This window comes from Trueperella sp. LYQ141 (assembly GCF_046599555.1).
Taxonomy (GTDB): domain Bacteria; phylum Actinomycetota; class Actinomycetes; order Actinomycetales; family Actinomycetaceae; genus Trueperella.
The window spans coordinates 22,375-46,210 of the sequence record NZ_JBKIWQ010000003.1; the positions used below are offsets into that span (position 1 = coordinate 22,375).

The following is a 23,836-nucleotide window of genomic DNA, read 5'->3' on the forward strand; positions in this document are numbered from 1 at the left end:
CAATCAGAATATTCGCCGTGCCCCTGCAAAAATTCCTATCAGCGGGATCGAGTACCTCATCTCAACAACACACATCCGTGCGTGCGCATAGGACAGCAAGTAATGACGTGAAACCATACTGGGGAAACAAGATGAGGAGGACTACTGCCCCATATTGACGTAGCGGCTAGCATTGGGATGATCCTGCTAAAATTCCGCACAAACACCAACGGCCAGCATAATCACATTGGCTATTGCGCGTTCAAGTGCAGGTTTAGCTCATATCGTCGGCGATAATATCGCACAAAATCCACCGCAACTCCAGCAAAACTGCACACAACAAAATGCGTAGCGCAACAACTCAATAGCGATTATTTATTTACTTACCGGCGCATCTGGCACAGAAACGTCATAATAATGTGCCGGATGGGTCACAAGCGCATCGAGGACTCGGGCTTTGAAATCAGCGCGTTCCACGCCACCCCAAAACACTGTTTGCCCCTCATTTAAGCGCAGGGTCATCAGATTTCCCTTAGCCACTGACACATTCGTTACACGCGAGCGCGTCGGCGCAGAAATCGTCCGTAATACCTGTAAAGCTTCCGCGATTCCCGACGTGCGATCCACACCTTCGGCCACCTCAACATGCGGTAACGTATTGGCTCGATCCGGGCTGAGCCGCAATTGCGTCCCATCTCCAGCCACTGCAATGCATGTTTTATCCTGCGTCAAGCACGCCACTGGAATCTCCTCGGTAATATGCACCCGCATACCCGACGGATATTTCTTCGCGACGTCAACAGCCGCGATCTCCGGAATCTTCTCCAAAATCTCCGCTTCAATACTCGATCCGCGCAGTGTTACCAAAGATTCGCCATCATACTGAGCAAGAATTTGCTCTAATTCGGTGTGATTGACAATGGTGTTCTCCGCATAACCGGAAATCTGTTCGGCATGATAGTGGTAGCGCAACAGCGGTGACGCGCATAGCACCCAGGCAAGCACGCCTACGAATACGACGATTCCACCAAGTATTGCCACCCGCTTCGAGCGCAGCCGCCACCGTTCGCGTTCGCGTTCGCGCCGACGTGCCGCCACCTCATCAGAGATGGTTTCCGATGAACCTTTCTTGGAAAATCGTCTGCCCCAGGTCGAACGCAGATTATGCACCCAAGCGCTCACACCTGTTTTATCAGAATCCTCTGGCACGGCGCTTGTTGTTTCCACCTGTGCGTGCGCAGAAAGCTCCTGGGAATCACCAGCAAAAGCATAAGAGAAGGATTCTGCCCTCACGAGCTCCGCATCATGTGCTACCTCGTCGGTATCTCGCGTTACCTCATCGGCGGCAGAATTTTGCTCACCCGATACGGAGAATCGGCGTCGCCAGCGTGCCCACGGAGCACAGCGGCGCGGCTCATCAGAAACTGCGCCCTCATCAGGAGCAGACTCGTCATCGTGCGCCTGGGCGTCACCGGAAAAGAACCCACCGCGCAACCACCGTTTTGCCCCTCTTAACGAATCATTATCAGTTTCGTGTAGTGTATCCGAGGTAGACGCACCCGCAGCCGGAAGATCTCGCGCGCGGTGCTCCTGCCAATAATCAGGATGCACACTGGGAGCGCTCGGCTCGTCCTCCCAGTCATCTTCATCATCTATCCACTCGGAATACTCGCCGGCAGCCGTCGGAATATAATCCTGAGGCTGGGGTGTACGCGATGATTCAATCTCCCCTCCAGCGAGGCGCTCTGCCGGAGACTGTGGCGTCAAACGTTGCGGTTTGCGTGGCTGGCGCGGTGCTCTCATCGCACACCGTCCGCGATCTCGTCAGCTAACTCCGTGACGTCACCCGCCCCCATCGTCAGGATAATATCCCCCGATTGCGATAACTGAGCGATACGCGCTGCCGCTTCATACCGATCTGGAACATAATGCGCACCTGGTAAATGGGCTGTAATCACATCAGCTTCAGCCCCCGCCGACGGTTCTTCCCGTGCGGCATATACCGAGGTAACCACCACCTCGTCAGCCAATGCTAATGCCTGCGCGAATTCTTGAGCAAAAATCTGGGTCCGAGAATACAAATGCGGCTGGAACAGGACACACACTCGCCCACCCGTGGCGGCAACCTGCTCACGCGCAGTTATCAACGTTGCCCGAACCTCGGTGGGATGGTGGGCATAATCGTCAATAATCCGGCGCCCAGCTACCTCAGCACGCTGTTCAAAACGCCGACCCGTCCCACGGAAAGCCGCCAATGCCTGCGCCATCTGATGCAGCTCTTCACCCAGTTCAACACCTGCGAGCAGAGCTGCCGTGGCGTTCAATAGATTGTGATTGCCGGGGACGGATAAGTGCAGTTCTGCCGGCACCCCACGGAAAGTCACCCGCGCACGACTCGGATCGAGAATCTCAATACTGGCATGGTGCTCTAACCCAGCACCTACCCCATAAGTCCATGTACGAATTCCAGCAGCTCGCGCCTGCTGAGCCAAGGCCCACGCCCCTGGGGAATCCGCACAACAAATCAGCAAACCACCAAATTCAATGCGATGAGCAAAGTCAACAAAGGCCTGTTCAAAAGCCTCCTGCGAGCCATAGTGATCCAGATGATCTGGCTCAACATTCGTGACGATGGCAATGCGCGGAGTATAGTTCAAAAACGATCCGTCGGATTCATCAGCCTCCGCAATAAACACCGGACCGCTACCCAAGTGGGCGCCACTCAACCCGCCAGCAAGATTGCCGCCAATAGCACGCGAAGGATCTCGCCCCAGGCTCTCTAAAGCCACTGACAGCATTGCTGAGGTTGACGTCTTTCCATGCGCCCCAGCAACCGCCACAAAATCTCGATCACAGGCCGCCCGCGCGAGCGCTTGGGAACGATGGATAACCTCTAGCCCCAGTTCTCGAGCCCGCACCAGCTCCGGATTATCCTCCCTAATTGCCGAGGAAACCACAATGACGGCATCATCGGGAACATGCTCGCCTTGATGCCCGACGTACACCGTTGCCCCAGCAGCGCGCAACCGATCTAAATTGGCCGAATGTGACCGATCTGAGCCGCTGACGTGCTCGCCACGCGCACAGAGTAATTGCCCAACAACGCTCATTCCAGCGCCACCGGCACCGATCAGATGATAGATCATTGCGTCACTCCCACGAGCCGCAGGGCCATTTTGGCTAATCGCCCGGCAGCGTCCAAAGGGGAAACCCCACGGGCTTGTTCTGACATCTGCGTCAACGTACCACCGTGGAAGAGCGGCAAAATCTGCTCTCGAACGACTTGGGCAGTGAACTGTTTATTGCGAATTAGCATGGCGCCACCAGCGTTAACAACGTCTTTTGCGTTCAGCTCCTGTTCGCCATTACCGATAGGAAGTGGGACAAACACTGCTGGCAGGCCCACCGCAGAAACCTCCGCCACCATCCCGGCGCCAGCTCGGGTGATAACCAAATCGGACGCCGCATAGGCGTAATCCATATCCGTCAGATAATCCAACACCACATAGCGATCATCTGGTGCCGCACTGCGCACTAACTCATCCTTACCGCGGCCAGTGACATGAATAACCTGCACACCAGCCTGACGGATCTCGTTTGCCACCTCACATAGCACTTCATTGAGGTGCTGTGCTCCCGAGGATCCACCGGTAATGAGCAAAGTGGGCTGCTGTGGGTCTAACCCAAAACGCTGCGCAGCCTCTTTACGAATAGCCGCCCGCCCGCCAGGTCGCGTCGCCAAATGCTCAATTTCCGCCCGCAACGGTAGACCCACACACACGGTAATCCCCCGCTGAGCTCGCAACGGAGTCGAGGGGAAAGTTAAAGCCACCGTCGCCGCAAACCGAGCGCCGAGCTTATTTGCCAAACCAGGGCGCGCATTGCCTTCATGAACGATAACCGGAATACGCCGCTTACGCGCAGCTAAATACACCGGAGTTGCGGCATACCCGCCAAATCCGATCACCACATTAGCGTGATACCGATCTAGGATTTCACCGGCGGCCCGCACCGCTTGAGCCAAATGCCGTGGCATACGAAGCAGATCCGCAGAGGGACGCCGTGGCATCGGCACACGCGGGATCGTCTCCAACTGGTATCCCGCCTGCGGGACGAGATCCGTCTCTAACCCTCCAGCCGTACCCACCGCAACGATCTGCGTCTGAGGGGATAACTCGCTAATCGCATGGGCAGTAGCCAACAAAGGATTAACATGACCGGCTGTGCCACCGCCAGCTAAGACGATACTCGCACTCACGACTGCTTCCTCCTGACTAGCGTCCGTACTCCTTGAGCAAGCCTACCGCGAACTCGCCAGCTATCCTTGACACCGGGTACGCCCAGAGCGCACGCACTAACACAACCAACCATCATCAAGGTAGCGATCATCGACGATCCACCCATCGACACGAAAGGCAGAGGCACACCGAAAACCGGCAATAAACCCGTAACCACGCACATATTCGATAAGGCTTGCCCACACAGCCACAGCAATGCGCCAATAGCTAAAAGCTGAGCGTAGCGATCCTGGTGGTACATAGCGATCCGGATGAGCGCCCAGCCCAACGCTAAAAACAAGACAATGACGGTGACGACACCAAATAATCCCAGCTCTTCACCAATGACCGCGTAAATAAAATCGGTATGCGCTTCAGATAGATCACGCCATTTTTCTTTGCCTGCGCCGATTCCAACCCCCGTCAGCCCTCCCGAACCGAAAGCGAACTGCGCGTAGTCGGTCTGGGTTGGAGAATCAATATCTGGCAACGTAAACAGCCCGGAGATGAACTCCCCCACGCGCCGAATACGCGAGGGCTTGGAGAGCAGCAAAACACCAGTGGCTACACCGGCAACAAAGAGCAAGGAAAGCATGTGCCAGCCGCGCATTCCCGCCAACCAGAACATCCCAATAGCGATAAGCGCATAGATGATGGCCGTTCCCATATCTTGCCCGGCAGCAACCAGACCAACAGCAATAGTGAAACCTAAACCAGGGATGACGAGAGTTCGCAGATTCTTAATTTCCTCAAGCTGTAGGCGGGCCAGCATGTGCGCTAACCAGACGATCATTGCCAGTTTGAGGAACTCAGAAGGCTGGATGACGACAGGGCCCAGATGTAACCAGTTATTATTTCCGTTTGCGCCTTCGCCGCCTTGGAGCAGCACTCCAGCTTGCAGCAAACACCCTAAAGCCAAAAACAGATGTGCATAGCGTCGGGTGAACGTATAGGGAATCATCGCCAAAATGATCCCGAAGAAGATCCCAGCGACACTCCAAATCATTTGCCGAATCGCGATAGAAAACAGGCGCTGCGTCGGATCAGCATCCACTAACCCAATGGAAGCCGGAGCTGTTGCCGAAAACACCATGAGCACGCCCAATAACGTCAGCACTAAAGTAGATAGCAGCATGACAACGAGGGCCTGCTGGACTTTATCCCGCCGTGCCCGTTCCGTATCTTCGCGTGCCGCTCCCACCTGCGTCATCCGTTCTGAACCAATCCCTCCACCGACGCGGTAAAACGCTGCCCCCGCTCGGCATAGGAGGTGAACTGATCTAAAGAGGCACAAGCCGGAGCCAAAATGACGGTATCACCTGGCTCGGCATAACCCTGGGCTGCAGTGACCGCCTCCCCCATCGGGTCAGCGCTATCGGGGGCAATATAGGTTACTGGCACATCCAGTTGGGCAAGCGCTGCCCGCCACGGCTCTTGATCGACACCAATGACGACAACAGCCCGCAGGCGATGTGCAACTTTTGCGACAAGTTCGTCAAAGCGTGCCCCTTTGGCCTGCCCGCCAACAATCCACACCACACGATCCAAGGAGATTAGCGAGGCAAAGGCCGCATGAGCATTCGTTGCTTTTGAATCGTCAATGTAGCGCACGTCGTCAACCATGCCAACCGTCTCAATTCGATGGTGACCGATCTGGAAGGATCGCAATGCTGTGCTAATTAGTGGACTATCCACCCCTATTGTGCGCGCCAATCCGGCTGCCGCGATAGCGTCTTGGATGATATGGGCGCCCAAAGCCCCTTCTGGACTCAAATGCCGGATGTCATCGAAAGTAAACAAAACCTCGGCATTCTCAGGTGCCCCCGGAGCGTAGACGCGGTCCAATACAAGTTCTTCTACTATCCCCATCTGATATGCGGCAGGCGCACCCAGCGAAAGCCCTATGCAGCGCACGTCATCCGGCACGTGCATTGCCACCATCTGTGCAACATAGGGGTCCGAAACCGGCATCAGCACATGGTCAGCTCGCTGGAAAATACGAGCTTTTGCGGCAAGATATTCCTCTCGACTCCCATGCCATTCCAGATGGTCGTCAGCAAAGTTCAAACAAACCGCCGCATGTGCTGCCAGCGATTGCGTTGCTGCCAGTTGGAAAGACGATAACTCCACGGCAAAAGCCTGAGCAGCCTGTGCTGAGCAATCTGATACTGCGCTCACTGCCGGATTCCCGACGTTGCCAATCGCTTGTGCACGCAAACCAGCCGCATTCAGGATATGCGCCAGCATCGACACGGTAGTCGTTTTCCCATTTGTACCCGTCACGCACAACCACGGCGCATAGTTTCCGGCATCATCAACGGCTCGCAACTGCCACGCCAGTTCAATCTCTGAATACACTCGGATGCCTGCCGCGCGTAGTACCTGCCAGACTATTCCCGTCTGTTCAAAAGCCGGAGAGATGACGACCTCATCGGGTTGCCAGCACTGAATGAGCTGAACTAACTGCGCAGGATCATCATGAGAACCACAATCAAGCTGATGTTCGCTAATTGCCGCGCATTGCGAAAGTGCCTGCGAACGCCCATCCCAGGCGCTGACGATTGCTTCAGTGTGGTCCAGCAAAGCCTGAATTGCTGCTTGACCCGACAGCCCTAAACCAAGTACTGCGACTCGCTTCCCAGAAAACTGGGCTGCACCAGGAATCCGTGAATTCATTGCCGTGCCAACCATTCTGCGTAGAACAACCCCATGCCAGCCGCCGCTAAGAGAATCTCAATCAGCCAGAACCGGACAACAATTGTGACCTCTTTCCAGCCTTTAAGCTCAAAATGATGGTGGAGCGGAGCCATACGGAACACCCGTTTCCGGGTTGCTTTGAACACTCCAATTTGAATCACATCGGACATAACAACAATCACGAATAGCCCGCCGATGAGAACAGCCAAAATTTCCGTTTGGGTCAAGATCGACACACCAGCGAAAGCGCCCCCAAGGGCAAGTGATCCCGTATCCCCCATGAAGATTGCTGCCGGAGAGGTGTTATGCCATAAGAAGCCTAAACATGCGCCCACAATCGCAGCGCAGATAATGGCGACATCGCGAGGATCTCGAACGTCATAACAGCCTCGATCTGGATTCACAATTGACTGGCAAGACTGATAGGACTGCCAAATCGTCATCACAGTATATGAGCCGAAAGCGATAACTGAAGCACCGGCCGCTAAACCATCTAGGCCGTCCGTGAGATTGACCCCGTTGGACCACGCGGTGATAAGGAAATTCGACCACAGAATAAAGAGCATGACCCCGACGGTAATGCCCGCAAAAGCCAGCGACATTTTGGTGTCGCGCACAATCGAGATATGCAGTGTTCCCGGAGTCCGATATAGCTCATTGCGGAACTGCAGAGCGCCGACCGCAAAAGATACGCCCACTATCCCCTGACCAATAATTTTTGCCCACGGGGAAAGCCCCAAAGATCGTTCATTGCGCACCTTGGCAAAATCATCTAAGAAACCGACGATTCCCAAGCCGACGAATAATCCAAGCAGCAAAACACCAGAAGCATTTGGCATTCGCGCTGCGGTGATATTCGCGGTGATGTACCCGATGAGCGTAGCAAAAATAATGATGATGCCGCCCATAGTAGGAGTTCCACGTTTGACCAAATGCGTCGTCGGCCCATCTTCTCGGATGAATTGGCCATACGATCGCTTGCGCAATAACCGGATGAATAACGGCGTACCAAACAGCGAAAGAATCAGTGACGTGGCAGCCGCAACGAGGATTGAGAGCATCTCTAGCTAGCCTTCCTTACCAGCGCATCTGCAATGCGCCACACTCCTGATCCATTAGAACCTTTTAGTAAGACTACGTCATGAGGACGCAAAATCTGGTGAAGTTGCTGCGTTGCCGTATTCACCTGCACGTGATACACCTCAATACCGACCCTTCGTGCCGCTTTTTCACAGGCTTCCATACCCGAGCCGACAGTGACCAGCACGTCAATCCCCTTCTCGTGGAGGACCCGCCCTAATGCGGCGTGTTCTGCCTCCGATTCCTCCCCTAATTCCAGCATTTGACCGAGAATTGCAACTGTGCGCCGGCCAGCTCCCAGCATGGCCAGTGCGGCAATCCCAGCACGCATAGAATCTGGATTAGCGTTGTAGGAATCATCAATAATGGTGATCCCGTCACCCTCCGAAACCGCCATACGGTGCGGGCTTCCTGGCTGGCAATCAGTGAGAATCTCCGCTATCTGCCCCGGAGTCATCTGGCAGACATGCCCGACAGCCGCCGCCGCACAGGCATTCGTGACGTGATGTTCGCCCACCAGCCCTAATCGCACCGGCGCGCACCCACGTGGGGTATGTAGCTGGAACTGCGCACACCCACGATCCGTTATCTGAATATCAGTGGCATACACATCGCCTTCTGCCCCGAAAAACACCACCGGAGTATGTGCCATATCCGCCATCTGACGGACCCGCTCATCATCACGATTCAATATCACCGTGCCTTGCGGGCGAGTGCCGGTTACGAGTTCGCTCTTGGCACGAGCTACATTCTCAATTCCGCCGAATTCGCCCAGATGTGCGCGGGCAACGATTAGCACAACAGCAATATCCGGCGGGGCAATCGACGTCAAATAGTCGATATTGCCAATATGATCTGCGCCCATTTCCAGCACGACGGTCGCGGTATCCGCGCCGACCTGTAAAACAGTTAAGGGTAAGCCTAATTCGTTATTAAAAGACCCTGGGGGTGCCACAATCGGCCCCCGCCCAGCGAGCAGCAGCGCGAGGAGATCTTTCGTCGTTGTTTTCCCGACGGATCCGGTAATCGCAACGACGCGCATATTCGGATTCGCTATTCGCGCACGCACTAAATTCTCGCGAGCTAACCGCCCTAATGCGGCAATGGGATCATCAACGACGATCATGCGCTCAGGCGGCACGCCAGCATTCCGAGCGCGTTGTTCATCAGCCGTTAGCACCGCCCGCGCACCGGCAGCCAGCGCGTTCGCACCCAGATCATTACCGTTGACCCGTTCGCCAGCAATAGCTACAAAGAGCTCTCCACCAGTAACCGTGCGGCTATCTGAGGTTACCGCGCAGATCAGTTCCTGAGCGCACGGAGAAGACGGCTCGGGGATACGCCCGTTGGTATCCTGTGCCACTTCGGCAAGTGAAATAGGAATCATGATGTGCTCTCCCGTGCCTGTTGACGCTGTGCTAGACATTGGCGGGCGACCACTCGGTCATCTATTTCCACTGCCGTACCAGCGACATCCTGAATGGTCTCATGCCCACGTCCGGCAATTAAAATAGCGTCCGTATCGTCAGCATAAGCAATGGCCGCCGCGATTGCCTGTGCTCGATCAGGGATTTCCTTCCATACTGCCCCAGGCACGATTCCAGCGATCACCTCAGAGCGAATCTTTGCCGGATCCTCACCGTGCGGGTCATCATCAGTCACGATAAACATATCGGCGCACTGGGAAATAGCCTGGGCCATCATCGGGCGCTTTAATTTATCGCGATCTCCTGCCGAGCCACTGACGACGATCAACCGACCGTCCGGGCGTTGCGCACGCATTGCCGTCATTGCTTTTTCAAGTGCGTCAGTGTTATGGGCAAAATCAACGACGGTATAAGGGTGCTGCCCCACCGCTTCCATGCGCCCGGGCACTACCGGAGAGATTCCACGACGGCTAACAATATCGCGAACTAGCTGTGGATCTACTCCGCTGGTTAGCACCATAGCTAGCGCCAGAGCAGCATTCGCCTCGTTAAAGTCGCCAGCTAAATCCGTGCGGATTTCCATTGGCTCATCCACAACCGGACCCGTTAAATACGGACGCCCGTGCCGATGATGCACCTGCCATTGGGCCGCTTTCCCCGTCATAGATAAAGCCGTTATGGCATCGGGGCGTACAGCGTGGGCTTGACGGTACAGCCGTTCGCCCCACTCATCATCAATCGTCACTACTGCACGCTGGCAGTAGGAGGGCTCAAACAGCTTCGCTTTAGCCGCAAAATATTCTTCAAAGGTCTGGTGGAAATCCAAGTGATCCTGCGTCAGATTAGTAAAGCCCGCAACCGTAAAACACAACGGGCGGGTTCGCCCTTGCGCTAAAGCATGCGAGGAGACTTCCATAACGAGGTCTGTTCCCTGATGTTGCCTCAACTGAGCAAGCATCTTTTGCAGATCAACCGGCTGCGGAGTGGTCAAGGCAGCCGGCACGTCACTCCCAGCGATGCGGACGCAAACCGTCCCAATCAGCCCCGTTGTTCGCCCCAAGGCACGCAAAATATCGTCAATCATGAAGGTTGTTGTGGTTTTGCCGTTCGTCCCCGTCACTGCAAAACTATGCAAATCAGCGCTCGGATAGCCCAAGACGATGGCGGCAATCTCCCCTGCCCGTTGGGGTACCCGATCCACAATCACCCGCGGAATATCCGCCGGAATCATCAATGCGCCGGCTGGATCTGTGCAGATGGCCACTGCACCGGATTGCCAGGCTGCCTGCGCAAATGTGGCAGCATGGACTCGCGCCCCTGGCCCAGCAATGAACAGATCTCCGGCAGTGATCGTCCGATTATCGGCACTCACACCACGAATAACGGCATCGTCGCCATAATGGCGCGTCCCCAGGTGGCGTGCCAATTCACTCAGCCGTATGCCGGAATCATATTTACTTCCCATTAGCAGCTAACTCGCTTTCCGACCACGGCAATCGCACTAGCGGGACAGTTGACGGCGGAATCTTCATCTGCCGCATGGCAAACTCTGCCGTATGGGCGAAAACTACCGCTGCCGTATCGCCACCATAACCAGCACCGCGCGCGTTATAGACGATAGAAGCAAAAATAATCTTAGGATCCTCAGCGGGGATCATACCCACGAAGGTACCGGCTCGCTTCGTCAGGTTGCCGTTCGCATCCGGGACCTGCGCCGTACCTGTTTTACCGGCAACGTTATACCCCTTTACCCGCGCGAGATAGCCGGTGGAGTTAATATCCGTCACCGCCTGCATCATCTGAATCATCGTCTGTGCAGACTGCGCCGAAATCACTTGTCGGGATGGCGCCACCGGCGATGAGGAGAATTGCCCATCCACGCTTTCCACCCCATCGACAATATGAATCGGAATGAGCACTCCACCATTGGCGATAACAGAACCGATCTGCCCTAACTGCAGGGTCGTCAGATTCCAGGCTTGACCAAACATGGTCGTGTAGTGCCCGCGTGGTCCCCAGTTTTCGTATGGGTGTAAAGTACCTGCTTGCTCTCCGGGCAATTCGATTCCGGTTAGCTGCCCCAACCCAAATGCTTTCATATACTCGTAGCGTTTAGCATCTGGGATGCGATCACCAATTTGCACTAGACCAGAGTTGTACGAATAGGCCAAGATACCGGCTACCGTCAGGCGTTCTGCCGGATGGGGGTTATTATCCGAAATGACCTCACCATTAGGCATTTGGATCGGCGTGGTCGATAGGAAAACATCACGCGGGGTCACAGCACCTTCATTAATAGCCGACGAGAACGTGATGAGTTTTCCGGTCGATCCGGGTTCGACGAGGGCGGAAACTGCCCGAGAATTCCAATTCGACGGATCGGTTGCCGCAAGATTGGACGGATCTGGCGAATTAGAATCAGCTAAGGCCAAAATACGGCCGGTGCCGCGCTCGATAACGATTGAGGTTCCCCATTCTGCTCCTTGAGCACTGACCACACCATCCAGCGCATCTTGGGCTGCGCGCTGCAAATCGCGATCAATGGTCAAGTGAACGGTTCCACCGTCTACCGCCGGAGTTTCATGCCGTTCGGCTTGTGGGAATACCGTGCCACTAGGGCCAACTTCAACTTGAAGCTCACCTTCCTGGCCAGCTAATACTTCGTTGTAGCTCTGCTCAATACCGGCTCGACCCGAGATCGTATTAGATTCTGCGGTCTGGCCCAAATATCCCAAAATTGTGCCTGCGGTCGTCCCGTTGGGGTACTGGCGTTGCATGAAGCGCTCTGGATAGATTCCTCGTATTCCCAGGGCATTGACTTCTCGCCATTCATCGGGGGAAATATCCGAGGCAACCAGCTCCCAACGGGACGCCTCGCTCTTGACTAAGAGTTTCCCGCCCAATTCGGCTTGATCGATATGCAGTAATGGGGCAAGTTTTTTTGCTGCTGCCGCCGCACCAGCACCATCGACTTTCCCGTCATCGTCATACGAGACGTAATCTGCAATCTCGGTTTGATCTGCCCGCACGTTATAGCGCTCGATAGAGGTCGCGAGAATCGCTCCGTTTGCATCGACGATGTCTCCCCGCTTGGCTTCCAGCGGATAGGTGCGGGAACGGAATTCCTGAGCTGTCTGCGCTAGGGTATCTGCCTGCACAACCTGGAGGTAGAACAGACGCCCACCCAGAACCATCGCAACGACGAGGAGCACGACGAATAACGGCCGCAATCGACGGCGGGTTATCATCCGCGCGGCGCGGTCAGCGCCCAGCCCCTTCCCCAGGCCACGACGATAACTCTCGATAAGGATTGCTCCTACCGAGCGGTCAGTGTCAGCCATACGGATCCTTAGTTGTTCGATGCTGGCGCGGGAGCAGTAATCACCCCGGTTTCGAGGTCAATATGCAAAGCTGCACCAGCCGGAACAAGACCCAACTGCTGCGCCTTTGCTTTGAGGACGGCCGGCGTCGAAACGGTGATCGCTTCTTTCTCCAGCGTTGCTTCCCGAGCAGAAACTTCATTGAGTTCCACATTAATGTTCTTTAGATCGTATGCACCCTGCACCATGCGCGTGTTGAGGTGAAATGCGACGCCTAATGAGCCGAGAAAGAGCACCAAGCACAGCAACACAGTTCCGAAGAAACCGCGCGCTGGAGCGGGGGCTGGCACAACGCGCAGCCCAGGCATTTCGATGACTGGACGTGAGGCGGGAACTGCCCATCCGGGTTTGTGTTGTGCTGCGATGCTCATGAGACACCTCGATAGTTATCCGGATCATAGAGATGATCGGGGGTGGAAGCGATGCGTTCAACCGCCCGAACCCGCACAGAAGCGCTACGCGGATTGGCAGCGATCTCTGCCGCGTCTGCTTTTAACGCACCGCGATGTACGGCGCGTAAGAATGGTTTATGGGAGTCGAGCTCGACAGGTAATCCCTTCGGAGTCGAGGACGTCATCCCCTGTGTGAAGGCATCTTTGACAATGCGATCTTCAAGCGAGTGGTAGGACTCAACGAGCACCCTGCCACCGATGTGAACAGACTCAATGGCCCGCCAAATGGCTGCGGATAGCACATCCAGCTCTGAGTTCACCGCAATGCGTAACGCCTGGAAGGTTCGCTTCGCCGGATGCCCACCAGAGCGACGCGCTGGTGCCGGCATCGCCTGATCGATAATAGAAACAAGCTGACCAGTACGGGTGATTGGCTCATTCTCGCGGTATCGGAGGATCTGTGCCGCAATTCGTGAGGCACATTTTTCTTCTCCGTAGCTACGCAAGATGTGCGTCAGCTCGCCATGCGAAACCTTAGCTAACAGCTCAGCAGCCGATTGCCCCTGAGTAAGATCCATCCGCATATCCAGTGGAGCGTCATGCGCATACGAAAAGCCACGCTCAGCATCGTCAAGTTGAAGTGAGGAGACGCCTAAATCCATGAATACTGCATCAACGTATCCGTCGCGGCCGTAGTGCGCAGCAACCCGATCCACCTCGTCGTACGTGGCGTGCACTGCATGAAAACGCTGCCCGAAGGGTGCGAGCCGCTCGCTAGCTAGGCAGATAGCTTGTGAATCCCGATCAATACCGATGACCTGCAATGCGGGAAACTCCGTCAGGAAAGCCTCCGCATGCCCACCCATACCCAGTGTGCAGTCGATTAACACAGGGTTCTCACCGCTGAGAGCTGGACGCAATATATCAATACAGACTCGGGCGAGGACCGGAGTGTGTAAGGCATTATGAGCTGCGGTACGCACCGATCCTCCTTTCTGTATCAATCGTGGGTGTTATTGGTCCTCCACCGTTGCCCTGAAGTTGGGGAATTACCGCAGGACATCGGTAGAAGGCCAATCACACCCCGTGCGTTAAAAAACTCCGGGGATGAGTTCGTCTTCGCGGTCAGCGAATTCGGACTCATTGGACTGTAGGTAGTCATTCCATGCCGTCAAATCCCACACTTCGATATGAGATCCTGATCCGATAACCGCGAGATCTCGCTCTAGCCCGGCGTATTCGCGCAGGGCGACGGGAATAGTGATTCGCCCTTGCTTATCGGGGATTTGATCATTAGCTCCAGACAGGAACACGCGAGTGTATGTACGCGCTTCCTTGGAGGTCATAGGAGCGTGCTGAAGCCGAGCCACAATGTCTTCGAACTGTGCCATCGGAAAGACGTAAAGGCAGTGCTCTTGCCCTCGCGTCATCACCAATCCACTTTGAAGCTGATCGCGATATTTGGCAGGGAGGATCAGACGCCCCTTATCGTCCAAACGCGGTTCGTATGTACCAAGGAACAATCTGACACCCCCTTTCTTCAGCGTTAACCCCACTTTACTCCACTTTGCTCCATAATCAAGCGCAAAACACAGTTTCTCCCTCTAAATTTCCGCTAAATATCAAGGGAAAATACGGTGGAGTAAAAATCACACCTTGTGCCAATCTTTTTTTCACAACACTGCATACAGCTTCATACGCCCACCGCCTGACAATCTGAGGAAAAGGCGCCAGATTAGGGAAAACTCGCGGGCCTGCGCCATCCCAATCAGAGTATCCACACGCAGTGGAGCAAAGTGGAGGTCAATAAAAAAACAAGCAATCCCGTAACGACCAGATCTCAGCCACTAACGAACTAGCAGCTAGGCGCCTTAGATAACCACACCGAGACGGGCAGCAGCACAGCATATCTGTATCAACAGGCTCCTCGCCTGCCGTATAGACGAGAGGCATACGAGAGGAGACGTCAGAACTCGAACGCAGTAATATATGTGGAAATAAAATGAAACGAGCACGTATTGTGCCCGTTTCTCACGATATTCAATTACCTCAGCTCAATTATCCGGCTGTAACAATCTAACTAGTGGTCCACTGACCACCCGAACCATTAAGCTGCCAATCTATCTACATATTTACTGTTAGCCTCCGCAAAAACAGCGTTCCCTTTTATTACGCCCTTTCAGCCACACCTACCCAAGGCTGTATAGCAGTAAGGACATAGGCGAACATTCATCGGCTGAGGTTTTACTGCTGCTGACGCTTACGCCACTCCTCCATCTGCTTTTCCATAAAGCTCAGCGTCGAACGTTGCCGCTGCTCGCGCGCCACTGCTGGCACCCGCTTTGCCCCGCACGATAAATACCACATTCCAGCAAAGACGACGAAGAAGCCCAGCACGCCGACAATCACGCTCTCAATGGACACCCCGCCTAATACAATCAGCAGACCAACCACCGAAATAATCAGCCCTAAAACGAGATGCTTAGGAGAAAACGCCATCTGGGTCGCCCCAGTAGATTCCTTCGTCGGCGCTAAAGAATCAGCAAGAGACGGATCATCATCCTTTAACTGTGCCTCTAGCTGCTCTAGCATCTTGCGTTCGTAATCAGATAGCGCCATCTGTGCCTCTCCCCAATCGATGTACTGCTAGGATACCCCATCGAATCGGCAAGGGCAGGTTTCCTTATGCTCCACGCCTAACCGCATACCTTTCCGCACACCTATTTTCCTTACCTGACTACCGCAATCCCTAGATTTACCGTTCAGGCACGGCCTAACACATCTTTGATATTCGGCAACAATAAAGACGCATCGCGCCGCGACTGCAATGCATCGCCCAAGACAGCAAAAGCTATATGTTGCCAGCAGAGCGCGGTCACCGTCAGCTCTTATTGCTGCATATAGCCGGTATCGCGGTTAGTTATTGCCATACCCTTTAGGATTCCATACACCAACATACGCACCGACGAATCCTATGCTTTCATACCAGTGCCGAAGCAGAAAGGAGCACCACCATCCGCGATCCGCACCGAGTATCCCGCAGGTTTCAGCCGCACTCCAACCGTCTATTCTTTATTATTCTCTAACGGCTGTTCCCCAACCAAGGATCCTGGCGTCAACATACGATCACCAAATTTCGAACGGATCGAATCCATTACCCACTCCGCTTTCGCCTGACGCTCATCCGTATCCAACATGAGCTGCACCCCGCGATGCGGATCAGCAAAATTCTCCGCCTTCACCCCCAGTAAACGAATCCCCGGCTGGCGAATATCTACCTCGTAAAACAAGGCACGTGCCGCATGAAAAATATCCATTGCCAAATCCGTTGGACTCGCTAGCGTTACCGATCGAGTAATCGTGGAAAAATCATCTGCGAAACGTACCTTAATCCCAACAGTCCAAGCCGTCAGCGATTCATGACGAAGCCGAGCCGCTACATTATGTGCCTGCGCAAGAAGCTCCCGCAGTGCTTGCGCACCGTCGATCGGATCGAAAAAAGTCTGTTCTCGGCTGATGGATTTCGCTACACGTTGCGGCGTGACCACTCGAGGATCACGGCCCATCGCGAGCGCAAATAATTGCGTTCCCAGCGCTTCACCTAACAAATGGCGTAGCGCATCGGGACCGAAGGCCACCAAGTCAGCTACCGTGATGATCCCCCGCTGCTCAAGTTTGCGACGGGTTTTCTCGCCCACCCCCCACAAGGAGCCAACCTGGAGCGAGTGCAGAAAATCTTGGGTGCGCTGCACCGGAATCAACAACATCCCATCAGGTTTGGCATGAGCCGAGGCAATCTTTGCCACATGTTTCGTTGCCGCAATGCCGATAGAAGCAGGAACTCCCTCCTGCTGGCGAATACGTCGGCGAATATCTTGAGCAATCTGCGTGGGAGATCCGAACATTTTTCGTGCGCCGGATACGTCAAGGAAAGCTTCATCCACGGAAAGCTGTTCAACAAGCGGAGTGATCGAATCAAAGATCGCCATAATTCGTTTCGACACCGCACGGTAACGCTCTGCACGCACTGGCAGGATCACAAGCTGAGGGCACAGCCGTTTCGCCTGCGCAACCGGCATAGCCGAATTAACGCCAAACTGTCGCGCCTCATAGGAAGCCGCAGAAATTACCCCGCGTTCCCGGCCGCCCACTGCAACCGGTCGACCCCGCAATTCGGGCTTATCAAGCAACTCTACGGAGACGAAAAAGGCATCCATATCCACATGCAGGATCGGAGTGCCTGAATCATCGGCGCCCCAATCGCGTTTCGCGCCTGATGTGCGCGGCGCACGTGACATTACCTCGTCCTCCCTGAATCCGCACGTTCTGCTTCATCCGCTCTGTGTTTCCTCTTCCTTTAGACTACCGCTATGGCTCGCAAACACCAGACTCACTCTCCAGAAAAAACATTGCCGACGCATACTCGCACAGCAATGTCCGACGTCACCCTAAACTCTTGCGGAGATTTAGTCACTATGTATATTGATGGCGCGGAATCCTCAGCTCTCGATCTGAGCGATCCAACCCACCTGGAATTTGAATACATGCAACATATTTTGTGTGCCGTATCTGCCGTCCTACCGGAGGTTTCTCCCTTACGCGCCTTGCATTTAGGAGCTGCTGGCTGTGCATTAGCGCGCGCTATTGATGCGATGTGGCAGGCGAGGCAACTCGCTATCGAAATTGATCCGGAATTAGCTCAACAGGTACGCCAATGGTTCGACCTTCCGCCCGCGCCACGACTGCGAATCCGCGCTCAGGATGCCCGCATAACCCTGGATACTAATAGCGGTTCGTGGCACGTCATCATCCGCGATACCTTCCACAACGGGCAGGTTCCACAGCATTTGCGCACCATACAGGCCCACGCTCATGCGGCCCGACTGTTAACAGAAGATGGCGTATATTGCGTCAACATCGCTGACCGTAACGAACACAACGGCATCGCACCTGCCCTACCAGAGATTCGGGCAATCGGCGAGGTTTTTCCACATCTTTTGGCAATAGCAGACCCAGCAATTCTCAAGAACCGACGGCATGGCAACCTCGTTGTTATTGCAGCGCATCGCCCATTGCCACATGACGCTATTCAAACTGCTATCCGGCGCTGCCCGTTACCCGCGCGTATCCTCAAGGACGCAGAGCTACGACGTCGAGCAGAACATTGCGAGCTCCTCACCGACCAGGCAATAGGCTGGCCTTTTCCCAGCGCTCAGTAAGGAATCTTCACACATCCCCGACGCACAGCCTGCGCCTGTCTCATCCGTGCTCCTCCTCGTCGCGTTCTTCCGCTCATCCTTCACGCCGCCAAGGTTGTGCTTTCTCGAATAATCGCACCCCACCTAAAACAGGTAGCCTCAACAGATTTCCGCACTGGCACAACACCGGCAGGGATTTCCCTCTTTCCCCCCCCCTGAAACCGCTTGGCACTGACGCATAACGCCTCAGGCCCAGCACCGCGCTGGCAACCAGCCCGAGGATCAGTCGCGTTATTTCACAGAGCCGCACATTCATACCACGCACCGAAGATACAGCGCGGGCAATCCGACCCCGCCAGTTAACTCCCTACTCTGGCTGCTCCTCGTGCGCTGATCCCCGCACACCAGCGCGTTGCATGAACGCAAAATAACGCCGAGTACGCTCCTGGAATCGATCCTCATATCGGGCGATAACCTCACGCAAGGGCGGCACAACAATGCCGCTTTCTTGCTGGCGACGCCGAGTCCTGCGGCGCGCACAATCAATTCCCACCATACCGATCAGCCATACGATCAACTGGACGGACATCGCCACTCGGAAATCACGAGGCTGCAGTGGCGCTCCTGCCGATGACCAATCCAACAGCACCCCGATTAAACCGGCAACAATCAGCCCAGCAATGAAACCGCCCATATTAGCCAGCCCATTAGCAATCCCCATTCGCTCAGCCGGCACTGCAGTACGCACAAAGTCAAAGCTGATTGATGATCCAACCCCAGACATGGCGAGCACGATGAGGAATCCAACCGTAATCCAGGTCGGAGTTGGGGCGGGCAGAAGGAGAACCGTCGTCCACGCTGCCAACATCATTAACGCAATGCCATTGACTAGCCACACCCGTCGTAAATAATGTTTCGCCGTTAAATGCCCAATAACCGGACCAAGGATCACAACAGCAACACTGACGATCACCAACATAGCTGCCGCTTGGGACTGAGAGTAGCCATCATATATCTGTAAGAACGGCACTCCCCACAACAGAATGAAAACCGTGTTAGGAAAATTGCACGTCCAATGGCTCCAAAAACCTAACCAGGCAGCCGGCTCACGGAGAGTTTGGCGGAATGGAGCATGCGCGCGTGAGACAACCGCGGCTGACAGTTGCCGCGCAATCACCGCGTCATCATCAGGAAGATTCGTGTATTTCCACTGCCGAGGGGTATCTCGGATGATGGCCACCCCTAAGATAGCAACCACCACACCTAAGAAAGCCAAGGCCACAAAGGCCGGATTCCATCCCATATTGGTCAAAATCAATGCGAAAGGCACAGCCGAAATAAGCTGCCCACCTGCCCCGACAATCCCCGTCAACTGGGTCATCAGTGGGGCACGTCGAGGCGGAAACCAGGAAACAATCAGGCGAATAACCGCAGTGAAAGCCGTGGCGTCTCCTACCCCGATAAGTACCCGAACCGCCAGCGCTAAGCCAAGAGATTCAGTGACCGCCATGCCTATCTGACCGATGGCCACAATTAATGCCCCACCACTGAGCAGCACCCGCGCACCAAAACGATCCAGCAGCATACCTACCGGAATCTGCGCAAGGGCATAAACCCCGATCTGCACAACCGTAAAAAGTGACAGTGTTGAGGCGGTAATCCCAAAGCGATCAATAGCGGTCAGACCCGCTACACCAAAAGAAGTGCGCCCAGCAACGGCAACTGCATATATTGCTACCGCCGCAAGCCATACCAGCAGAGCCACTTTGTGGCGGCGAATCATTGTTCCTCGCTCTGCGTATTCGACCCGTCTTCGGCGATGTAGTGGTGGCGTCCACGACGCAAGCGCACGCCATCGCGTCGGCGCTCCCCAGCTAGATCGTGCGCGGATTTCCCGCTATTGGTTGCTTCACTTAGGTTCTCTACCAACTCATCTGATACGTCATCTGGTTTTGCTACCGACCCAATATTTTCCGCATCAATATCTGCAATATGCTCAAGCGGGTCTTTATCGTAAGTCGCGAGAAATAGCTCGGCCGCCTGACCAATTTCTTCTGCACTGGGAACTTCGCAGGTAATCTCATCGTTGCGGGCAAATTGTTCGCCACGCTCGTCATATTCTCGTTCTAAATGGTGGACGAACTCCTGGAAAGCGCTCGCTCCTGCCGTCTGCTCCTCCAATGCGTCGCGCTGGAGTAATTCCAGACGCTCCATATCTCCCACTGGTAACGTCGGCCCACCAAGCTGGGCTAACATCCGAATTCCCGCAAGAGCACCGGCAAAATACACATTCGATGCAGTATTGAAATACATCGGGACTCGCACTCGGATATTGGTTACATCAATACCCGCTTTCTGAGCTAGCAACTCGAAGAAATCACACACCCCCGCCGGATGCACAATCTCGCCTTCAAATAACGGGGCTTGTGGATTTGGCTTCGTAGAGCGAATCACCATATCGACTGGTCGCGTATGGGGAACAGCCGCAGGAATACAGGCAACAGTGAACACTCGCTGGACGCCAAATAACGCGATGATACGTAAAAATTCCTGCGCAACTTGCATCCATTTGAAATGCGGCTCATGACCGGCCAAATATAGGAAAGGAACCCCGTTGACGTCCGTGGCCAAGGTTAAATTCATACGTGGAATGGAGATCCCCGCTATCGCACCATCAACTACCTGTAAAGTCGGTAAATCCGCCCGATAGTCGTAGAGCATATCCGAGTTTGCTTCCCCAATTTCCTGGCTCGATAACGTCTGGCAGATAGAATGGACCGCACCACAGATCTCACCGGCATCTCGCCCCAGATCAATCATGTTGATAACGAGGGTATCGACATGCAATCCTTGAGCGATTTCATCAATAGAAAAGATCTCGAAATCCACTATTGCCCTCCAGACGTCTCCTATATAGCCAATCATAGTTTCCGAATCGGGTTAAGCGGTGTCCACGTTATCCGTCTCACCCCGTTGTGACCTGCATGTTTACTGCGGCTAGGCGGCGTGAGCTTTCTGACGTATTGCTCGCTCGGATTAAGGGATGCATCGAGCCTCGAAATCGGGAATAATTGACTGCCGTATTCGCGACAGGGAGGCTAAACTCGGTGACTTCACCCGACCGCCAGAAAGCACAGACATCGGCACACACATCCTCGGCAGACGAGCACGCCGCACAACGCGCACTGGCCGAGGAACAACACTTCGTCGATCAGGCATATCGCGCTTTTGACCGTCAATACCAGTATTATCTCGATCGGCTTTCTGAAGTGCGGGCGCAAACAGGTCATGAATCACCTGGCGCACGCTCCGAACGCGACTCCTTCGCAACCCACTACGAAGACAACCTCATCCGACTGCGTAACTTAGAAAATCGCCTTGTCCTTGGGCGTCTCGACATGCATGAGGATACTGTTTTCCATATTGGGCGAATGGCTCTGCGCGATGAGGAACACAATATTTTACTGACGGATTGGCGCGCACCCCAATCCCAGCCGTTCTACCAAGCGACCGCCGCGCAACCTGGTCAGGTGCGGCGCCGCCGTCACATCCAGACTCGCTTTCGCACTGTTACTGCAGTGGAAGATGAATTACTTGAAAATGCTTCGGCTGACGATGACGGGCTAAATCTCACGGGCGAAGGCGCGCTAATGGCCGCTATGAATTCGGCCCGCGACGGAAAAATGGGTGATATCGTCGCCACAATTCAAGGGGAACAAGACCGCATTATTCGCGCCCCCGCCAAGGGTGTTCTTGTGGTGCAAGGTGGGCCAGGAACCGGAAAGACCGCCGTTGCCCTTCACCGCGCCGCTTATCTGCTATACACCCATCGCGATCGGTTAGCGCACTCTGGCGTGCTTATTATTGGGCCCTCTACCGTATTCTTGCGCTATATTGACCAAGTCCTCCCCTCGCTCGGCGAATCTGATGTCGTATCGACAACGCTCGAACAGCTCGTCCCTAACGTGGAGGTCACGGGCACGGACGATGCTCGCGTCACGGAAATTAAAGGGCGACTCATCTGGTCAACAATTGCCAAACGCACAGTGCGCCAGATCCTACAAAAACCGCTTGATAGCGCTGTATCCATGCGGATTAACGGCATTAACGTCATGCTCACTCCGGATATGGTTGACGAAGCTCAACGCAAGGCCCGACGCAGCCACAAGCCGCACAACGAAGCTCGGGATATATATGCCACCATGTTGGTCCAGCAACTTGCCACCCAGTTAGCCGACGCTCACGGTCGCAGCGTCGAAGAAAATGATTGGCTGAGCAATGATGTGGCACAAAGTATTGACGCCCGACGCGAGATTAATCTGCGTTGGCTGCCCTCCTCGGCAACAACCATTCTTGCTCGGCTCTACGCCAAACCTCATCTGCTAGCTCGCGTTGCCCCGGAACTGAGCCAGGCGGAACGCGACGCCTTATATCGTCCGTTAGATGCCCCCATGACCCGTGCCGATGTGGCTATTATCGACGAGTTTGAAGAACTGCTTGGCCCACTGCTGAGCAACGCTCAACGTCAGGCTCATGCCCGAGAAGAAGCTGAAGATCACGCCCTGAACGAGTATGTCTCACAGACGATGTCTGCCATGAATCTGGGAGGCGGAATCGTCAGCGCCCAACAGATGGCCCAACGCCTGCACGGCAACCGTTCTGATAGCACGCTTGCCGAGCGAGCCGCGAGTGATCGCCAGTGGACGTACGGGCATGTTGTTGTCGATGAGGCTCAGGAGTTAACTCCCCTGCAGTGGCGGATGATTGCCCGACGGAATCCGGCTATTTCTATGACAATCGTCGGCGATGTGGACCAGCGAACAGTTGGTGCTCCGGAGGGAGGCTGGCAGGAAGCCCTGGCCGATATTGCCCCCCACTGCCATATTGAACCGTTGACGATCTCATATCGGACTCCTGCCCGCGTACTGGAACGTGCCCAACAGGTTATGGAGCACGCTGGATTTCCTGTTCGACCTATACAACCGGCCCGCGATCTACCACACAGCTATCGCGTTCATGGTGGCGGCGTGGAGCTTTTGTGCGATCTCGTGCAGAATGCTGTGCGCGATCTGGATAACGAATACGGCGCTGACCGTGGATCCATCGGCATTATCGTCCCCGAGAATCGCACTGACGAGGTGGCACATTCCCTCCAGAGCAGTGCACATCTCAACAACTGGACGCTTAACTGCGGAGGTACGGACCTCTACGCGAGAATACATATTGTCACCCCACGGATGTCGAAAGGCTTGGAGTATGACATCGTCATTCTTGTCGAGCCGGCCGAGATCCTTGCCGATGGTCCGGGTGATCTCTATGTCGCGATGACTCGTCCTACTCGACGCCTTGACGTCATCTCGACAGGCGATCTACCGGCTGGCTTCACTCCTTAATCTCACCACTGGC

At 54.8% G+C, this 23,836-nt stretch carries 18 protein-coding genes; 2 read left to right on the forward strand and 16 right to left on the reverse strand.

All coding sequences use genetic code 11. The annotated features are described in order from the left end of the window. Positions 1-354: 354 nt before the first annotated feature. The 14 genes from ACLHIJ_RS03130 to dinB form a co-directional block, all read right to left on the reverse strand. Positions 355-1,782, reverse strand: a complete 1,428-nt coding sequence (locus tag ACLHIJ_RS03130) for a cell division protein FtsQ/DivIB (RefSeq protein ID WP_411296166.1) — start codon at positions 1,780-1,782, stop codon at positions 355-357. Then, positions 1,779-3,125, reverse strand: a complete 1,347-nt coding sequence (murC, locus tag ACLHIJ_RS03135; protein ID WP_411296164.1) for a UDP-N-acetylmuramate--L-alanine ligase — start codon at positions 3,123-3,125, stop codon at positions 1,779-1,781. Before murC ends, ACLHIJ_RS03130 begins: the two co-directional genes overlap by 4 nt. After that, positions 3,122-4,237, reverse strand: coding sequence for an undecaprenyldiphospho-muramoylpentapeptide beta-N-acetylglucosaminyltransferase (gene murG, locus ACLHIJ_RS03140; RefSeq protein ID WP_411296162.1), 1,116 nt, complete (start codon positions 4,235-4,237; stop codon positions 3,122-3,124). The genes murC and murG overlap by 4 nt, the downstream gene beginning before the upstream one ends. Continuing rightward, entirely contained in the window at positions 4,234-5,466 is a 1,233-nt protein-coding gene (locus tag ACLHIJ_RS03145; protein ID WP_411296160.1) for an FtsW/RodA/SpoVE family cell cycle protein, read from the reverse strand. The genes murG and ACLHIJ_RS03145 overlap by 4 nt, the downstream gene beginning before the upstream one ends. Further along, on the reverse strand, positions 5,463-6,932 hold the full coding sequence (gene murD / locus ACLHIJ_RS03150) for a UDP-N-acetylmuramoyl-L-alanine--D-glutamate ligase (RefSeq protein ID WP_411296158.1): 1,470 nt from the start codon (positions 6,930-6,932) through the stop codon (positions 5,463-5,465). Before murD ends, ACLHIJ_RS03145 begins: the two co-directional genes overlap by 4 nt. Next, a complete protein-coding gene (gene mraY, locus ACLHIJ_RS03155) occupies positions 6,929-8,014 on the reverse strand; it encodes a phospho-N-acetylmuramoyl-pentapeptide-transferase (RefSeq protein ID WP_411296156.1) in 1,086 nt (361 codons plus the stop codon). Before mraY ends, murD begins: the two co-directional genes overlap by 4 nt. Before the next feature lie 2 nt (positions 8,015-8,016). After that, positions 8,017-9,420, reverse strand: coding sequence for a UDP-N-acetylmuramoyl-tripeptide--D-alanyl-D-alanine ligase (locus ACLHIJ_RS03160; protein WP_411296154.1), 1,404 nt, complete (start codon positions 9,418-9,420; stop codon positions 8,017-8,019). Then, positions 9,417-10,925 (reverse strand): UDP-N-acetylmuramoyl-L-alanyl-D-glutamate--2,6-diaminopimelate ligase, encoded by a 1,509-nt coding sequence (locus tag ACLHIJ_RS03165; protein WP_411296152.1) that lies wholly within the window; start codon positions 10,923-10,925, stop codon positions 9,417-9,419. Before ACLHIJ_RS03165 ends, ACLHIJ_RS03160 begins: the two co-directional genes overlap by 4 nt. Beyond that, positions 10,915-12,801, reverse strand: coding sequence for a peptidoglycan D,D-transpeptidase FtsI family protein (locus ACLHIJ_RS03170; RefSeq protein ID WP_411296151.1), 1,887 nt, complete (start codon positions 12,799-12,801; stop codon positions 10,915-10,917). Before ACLHIJ_RS03170 ends, ACLHIJ_RS03165 begins: the two co-directional genes overlap by 11 nt. A gap of 8 nt (positions 12,802-12,809) precedes the next feature. After that, positions 12,810-13,211 (reverse strand): hypothetical protein, encoded by a 402-nt coding sequence (locus ACLHIJ_RS03175; RefSeq protein WP_411296150.1) that lies wholly within the window; start codon positions 13,209-13,211, stop codon positions 12,810-12,812. Beyond that, entirely contained in the window at positions 13,208-14,215 is a 1,008-nt protein-coding gene (gene rsmH / locus ACLHIJ_RS03180) for a 16S rRNA (cytosine(1402)-N(4))-methyltransferase RsmH (RefSeq protein ID WP_411296149.1), read from the reverse strand. The genes ACLHIJ_RS03175 and rsmH overlap by 4 nt, the downstream gene beginning before the upstream one ends. A 108-nt stretch (positions 14,216-14,323) precedes the next feature. Beyond that, positions 14,324-14,755, reverse strand: coding sequence for a division/cell wall cluster transcriptional repressor MraZ (gene mraZ, locus ACLHIJ_RS03185; protein ID WP_411296148.1), 432 nt, complete (start codon positions 14,753-14,755; stop codon positions 14,324-14,326). 721 nt (positions 14,756-15,476) lie between these two features. Then, positions 15,477-15,851 carry a DUF3040 domain-containing protein gene (locus ACLHIJ_RS03190; RefSeq protein ID WP_411296147.1) on the reverse strand — a complete coding sequence of 125 codons (375 nt, stop codon included), beginning with the start codon at positions 15,849-15,851 and terminating at the stop codon, positions 15,477-15,479. Between the two features lie 446 nt (positions 15,852-16,297). Beyond that, positions 16,298-17,530 (reverse strand): DNA polymerase IV, encoded by a 1,233-nt coding sequence (gene dinB / locus ACLHIJ_RS03195; RefSeq protein ID WP_411296146.1) that lies wholly within the window; start codon positions 17,528-17,530, stop codon positions 16,298-16,300. A 72-nt stretch (positions 17,531-17,602) separates the two neighbouring features. On the opposite strand from dinB, the gene ACLHIJ_RS03200 reads away from it, so the two are divergent. After that, on the forward strand, positions 17,603-18,451 hold the full coding sequence (locus ACLHIJ_RS03200) for a spermidine synthase (protein ID WP_411296144.1): 849 nt from the start codon (positions 17,603-17,605) through the stop codon (positions 18,449-18,451). Between the two features lie 346 nt (positions 18,452-18,797). Here the strand turns inward: ACLHIJ_RS03200 and ACLHIJ_RS03205 are convergent, their stop codons facing one another. Further along, entirely contained in the window at positions 18,798-20,213 is a 1,416-nt protein-coding gene (locus ACLHIJ_RS03205) for an MFS transporter (RefSeq protein ID WP_411296143.1), read from the reverse strand. Further along, entirely contained in the window at positions 20,210-21,319 is a 1,110-nt protein-coding gene (locus tag ACLHIJ_RS03210) for a PAC2 family protein (protein WP_411296142.1), read from the reverse strand. Before ACLHIJ_RS03210 ends, ACLHIJ_RS03205 begins: the two co-directional genes overlap by 4 nt. A 218-nt stretch (positions 21,320-21,537) precedes the next feature. Here ACLHIJ_RS03210 and ACLHIJ_RS03215 point away from each other — a divergent pair, with 218 nt between their 5' ends. Next, a complete protein-coding gene (locus ACLHIJ_RS03215) occupies positions 21,538-23,823 on the forward strand; it encodes a UvrD-helicase domain-containing protein (RefSeq protein ID WP_411298457.1) in 2,286 nt (761 codons plus the stop codon). The last annotated feature ends 13 nt before the right edge of the window (positions 23,824-23,836 follow it).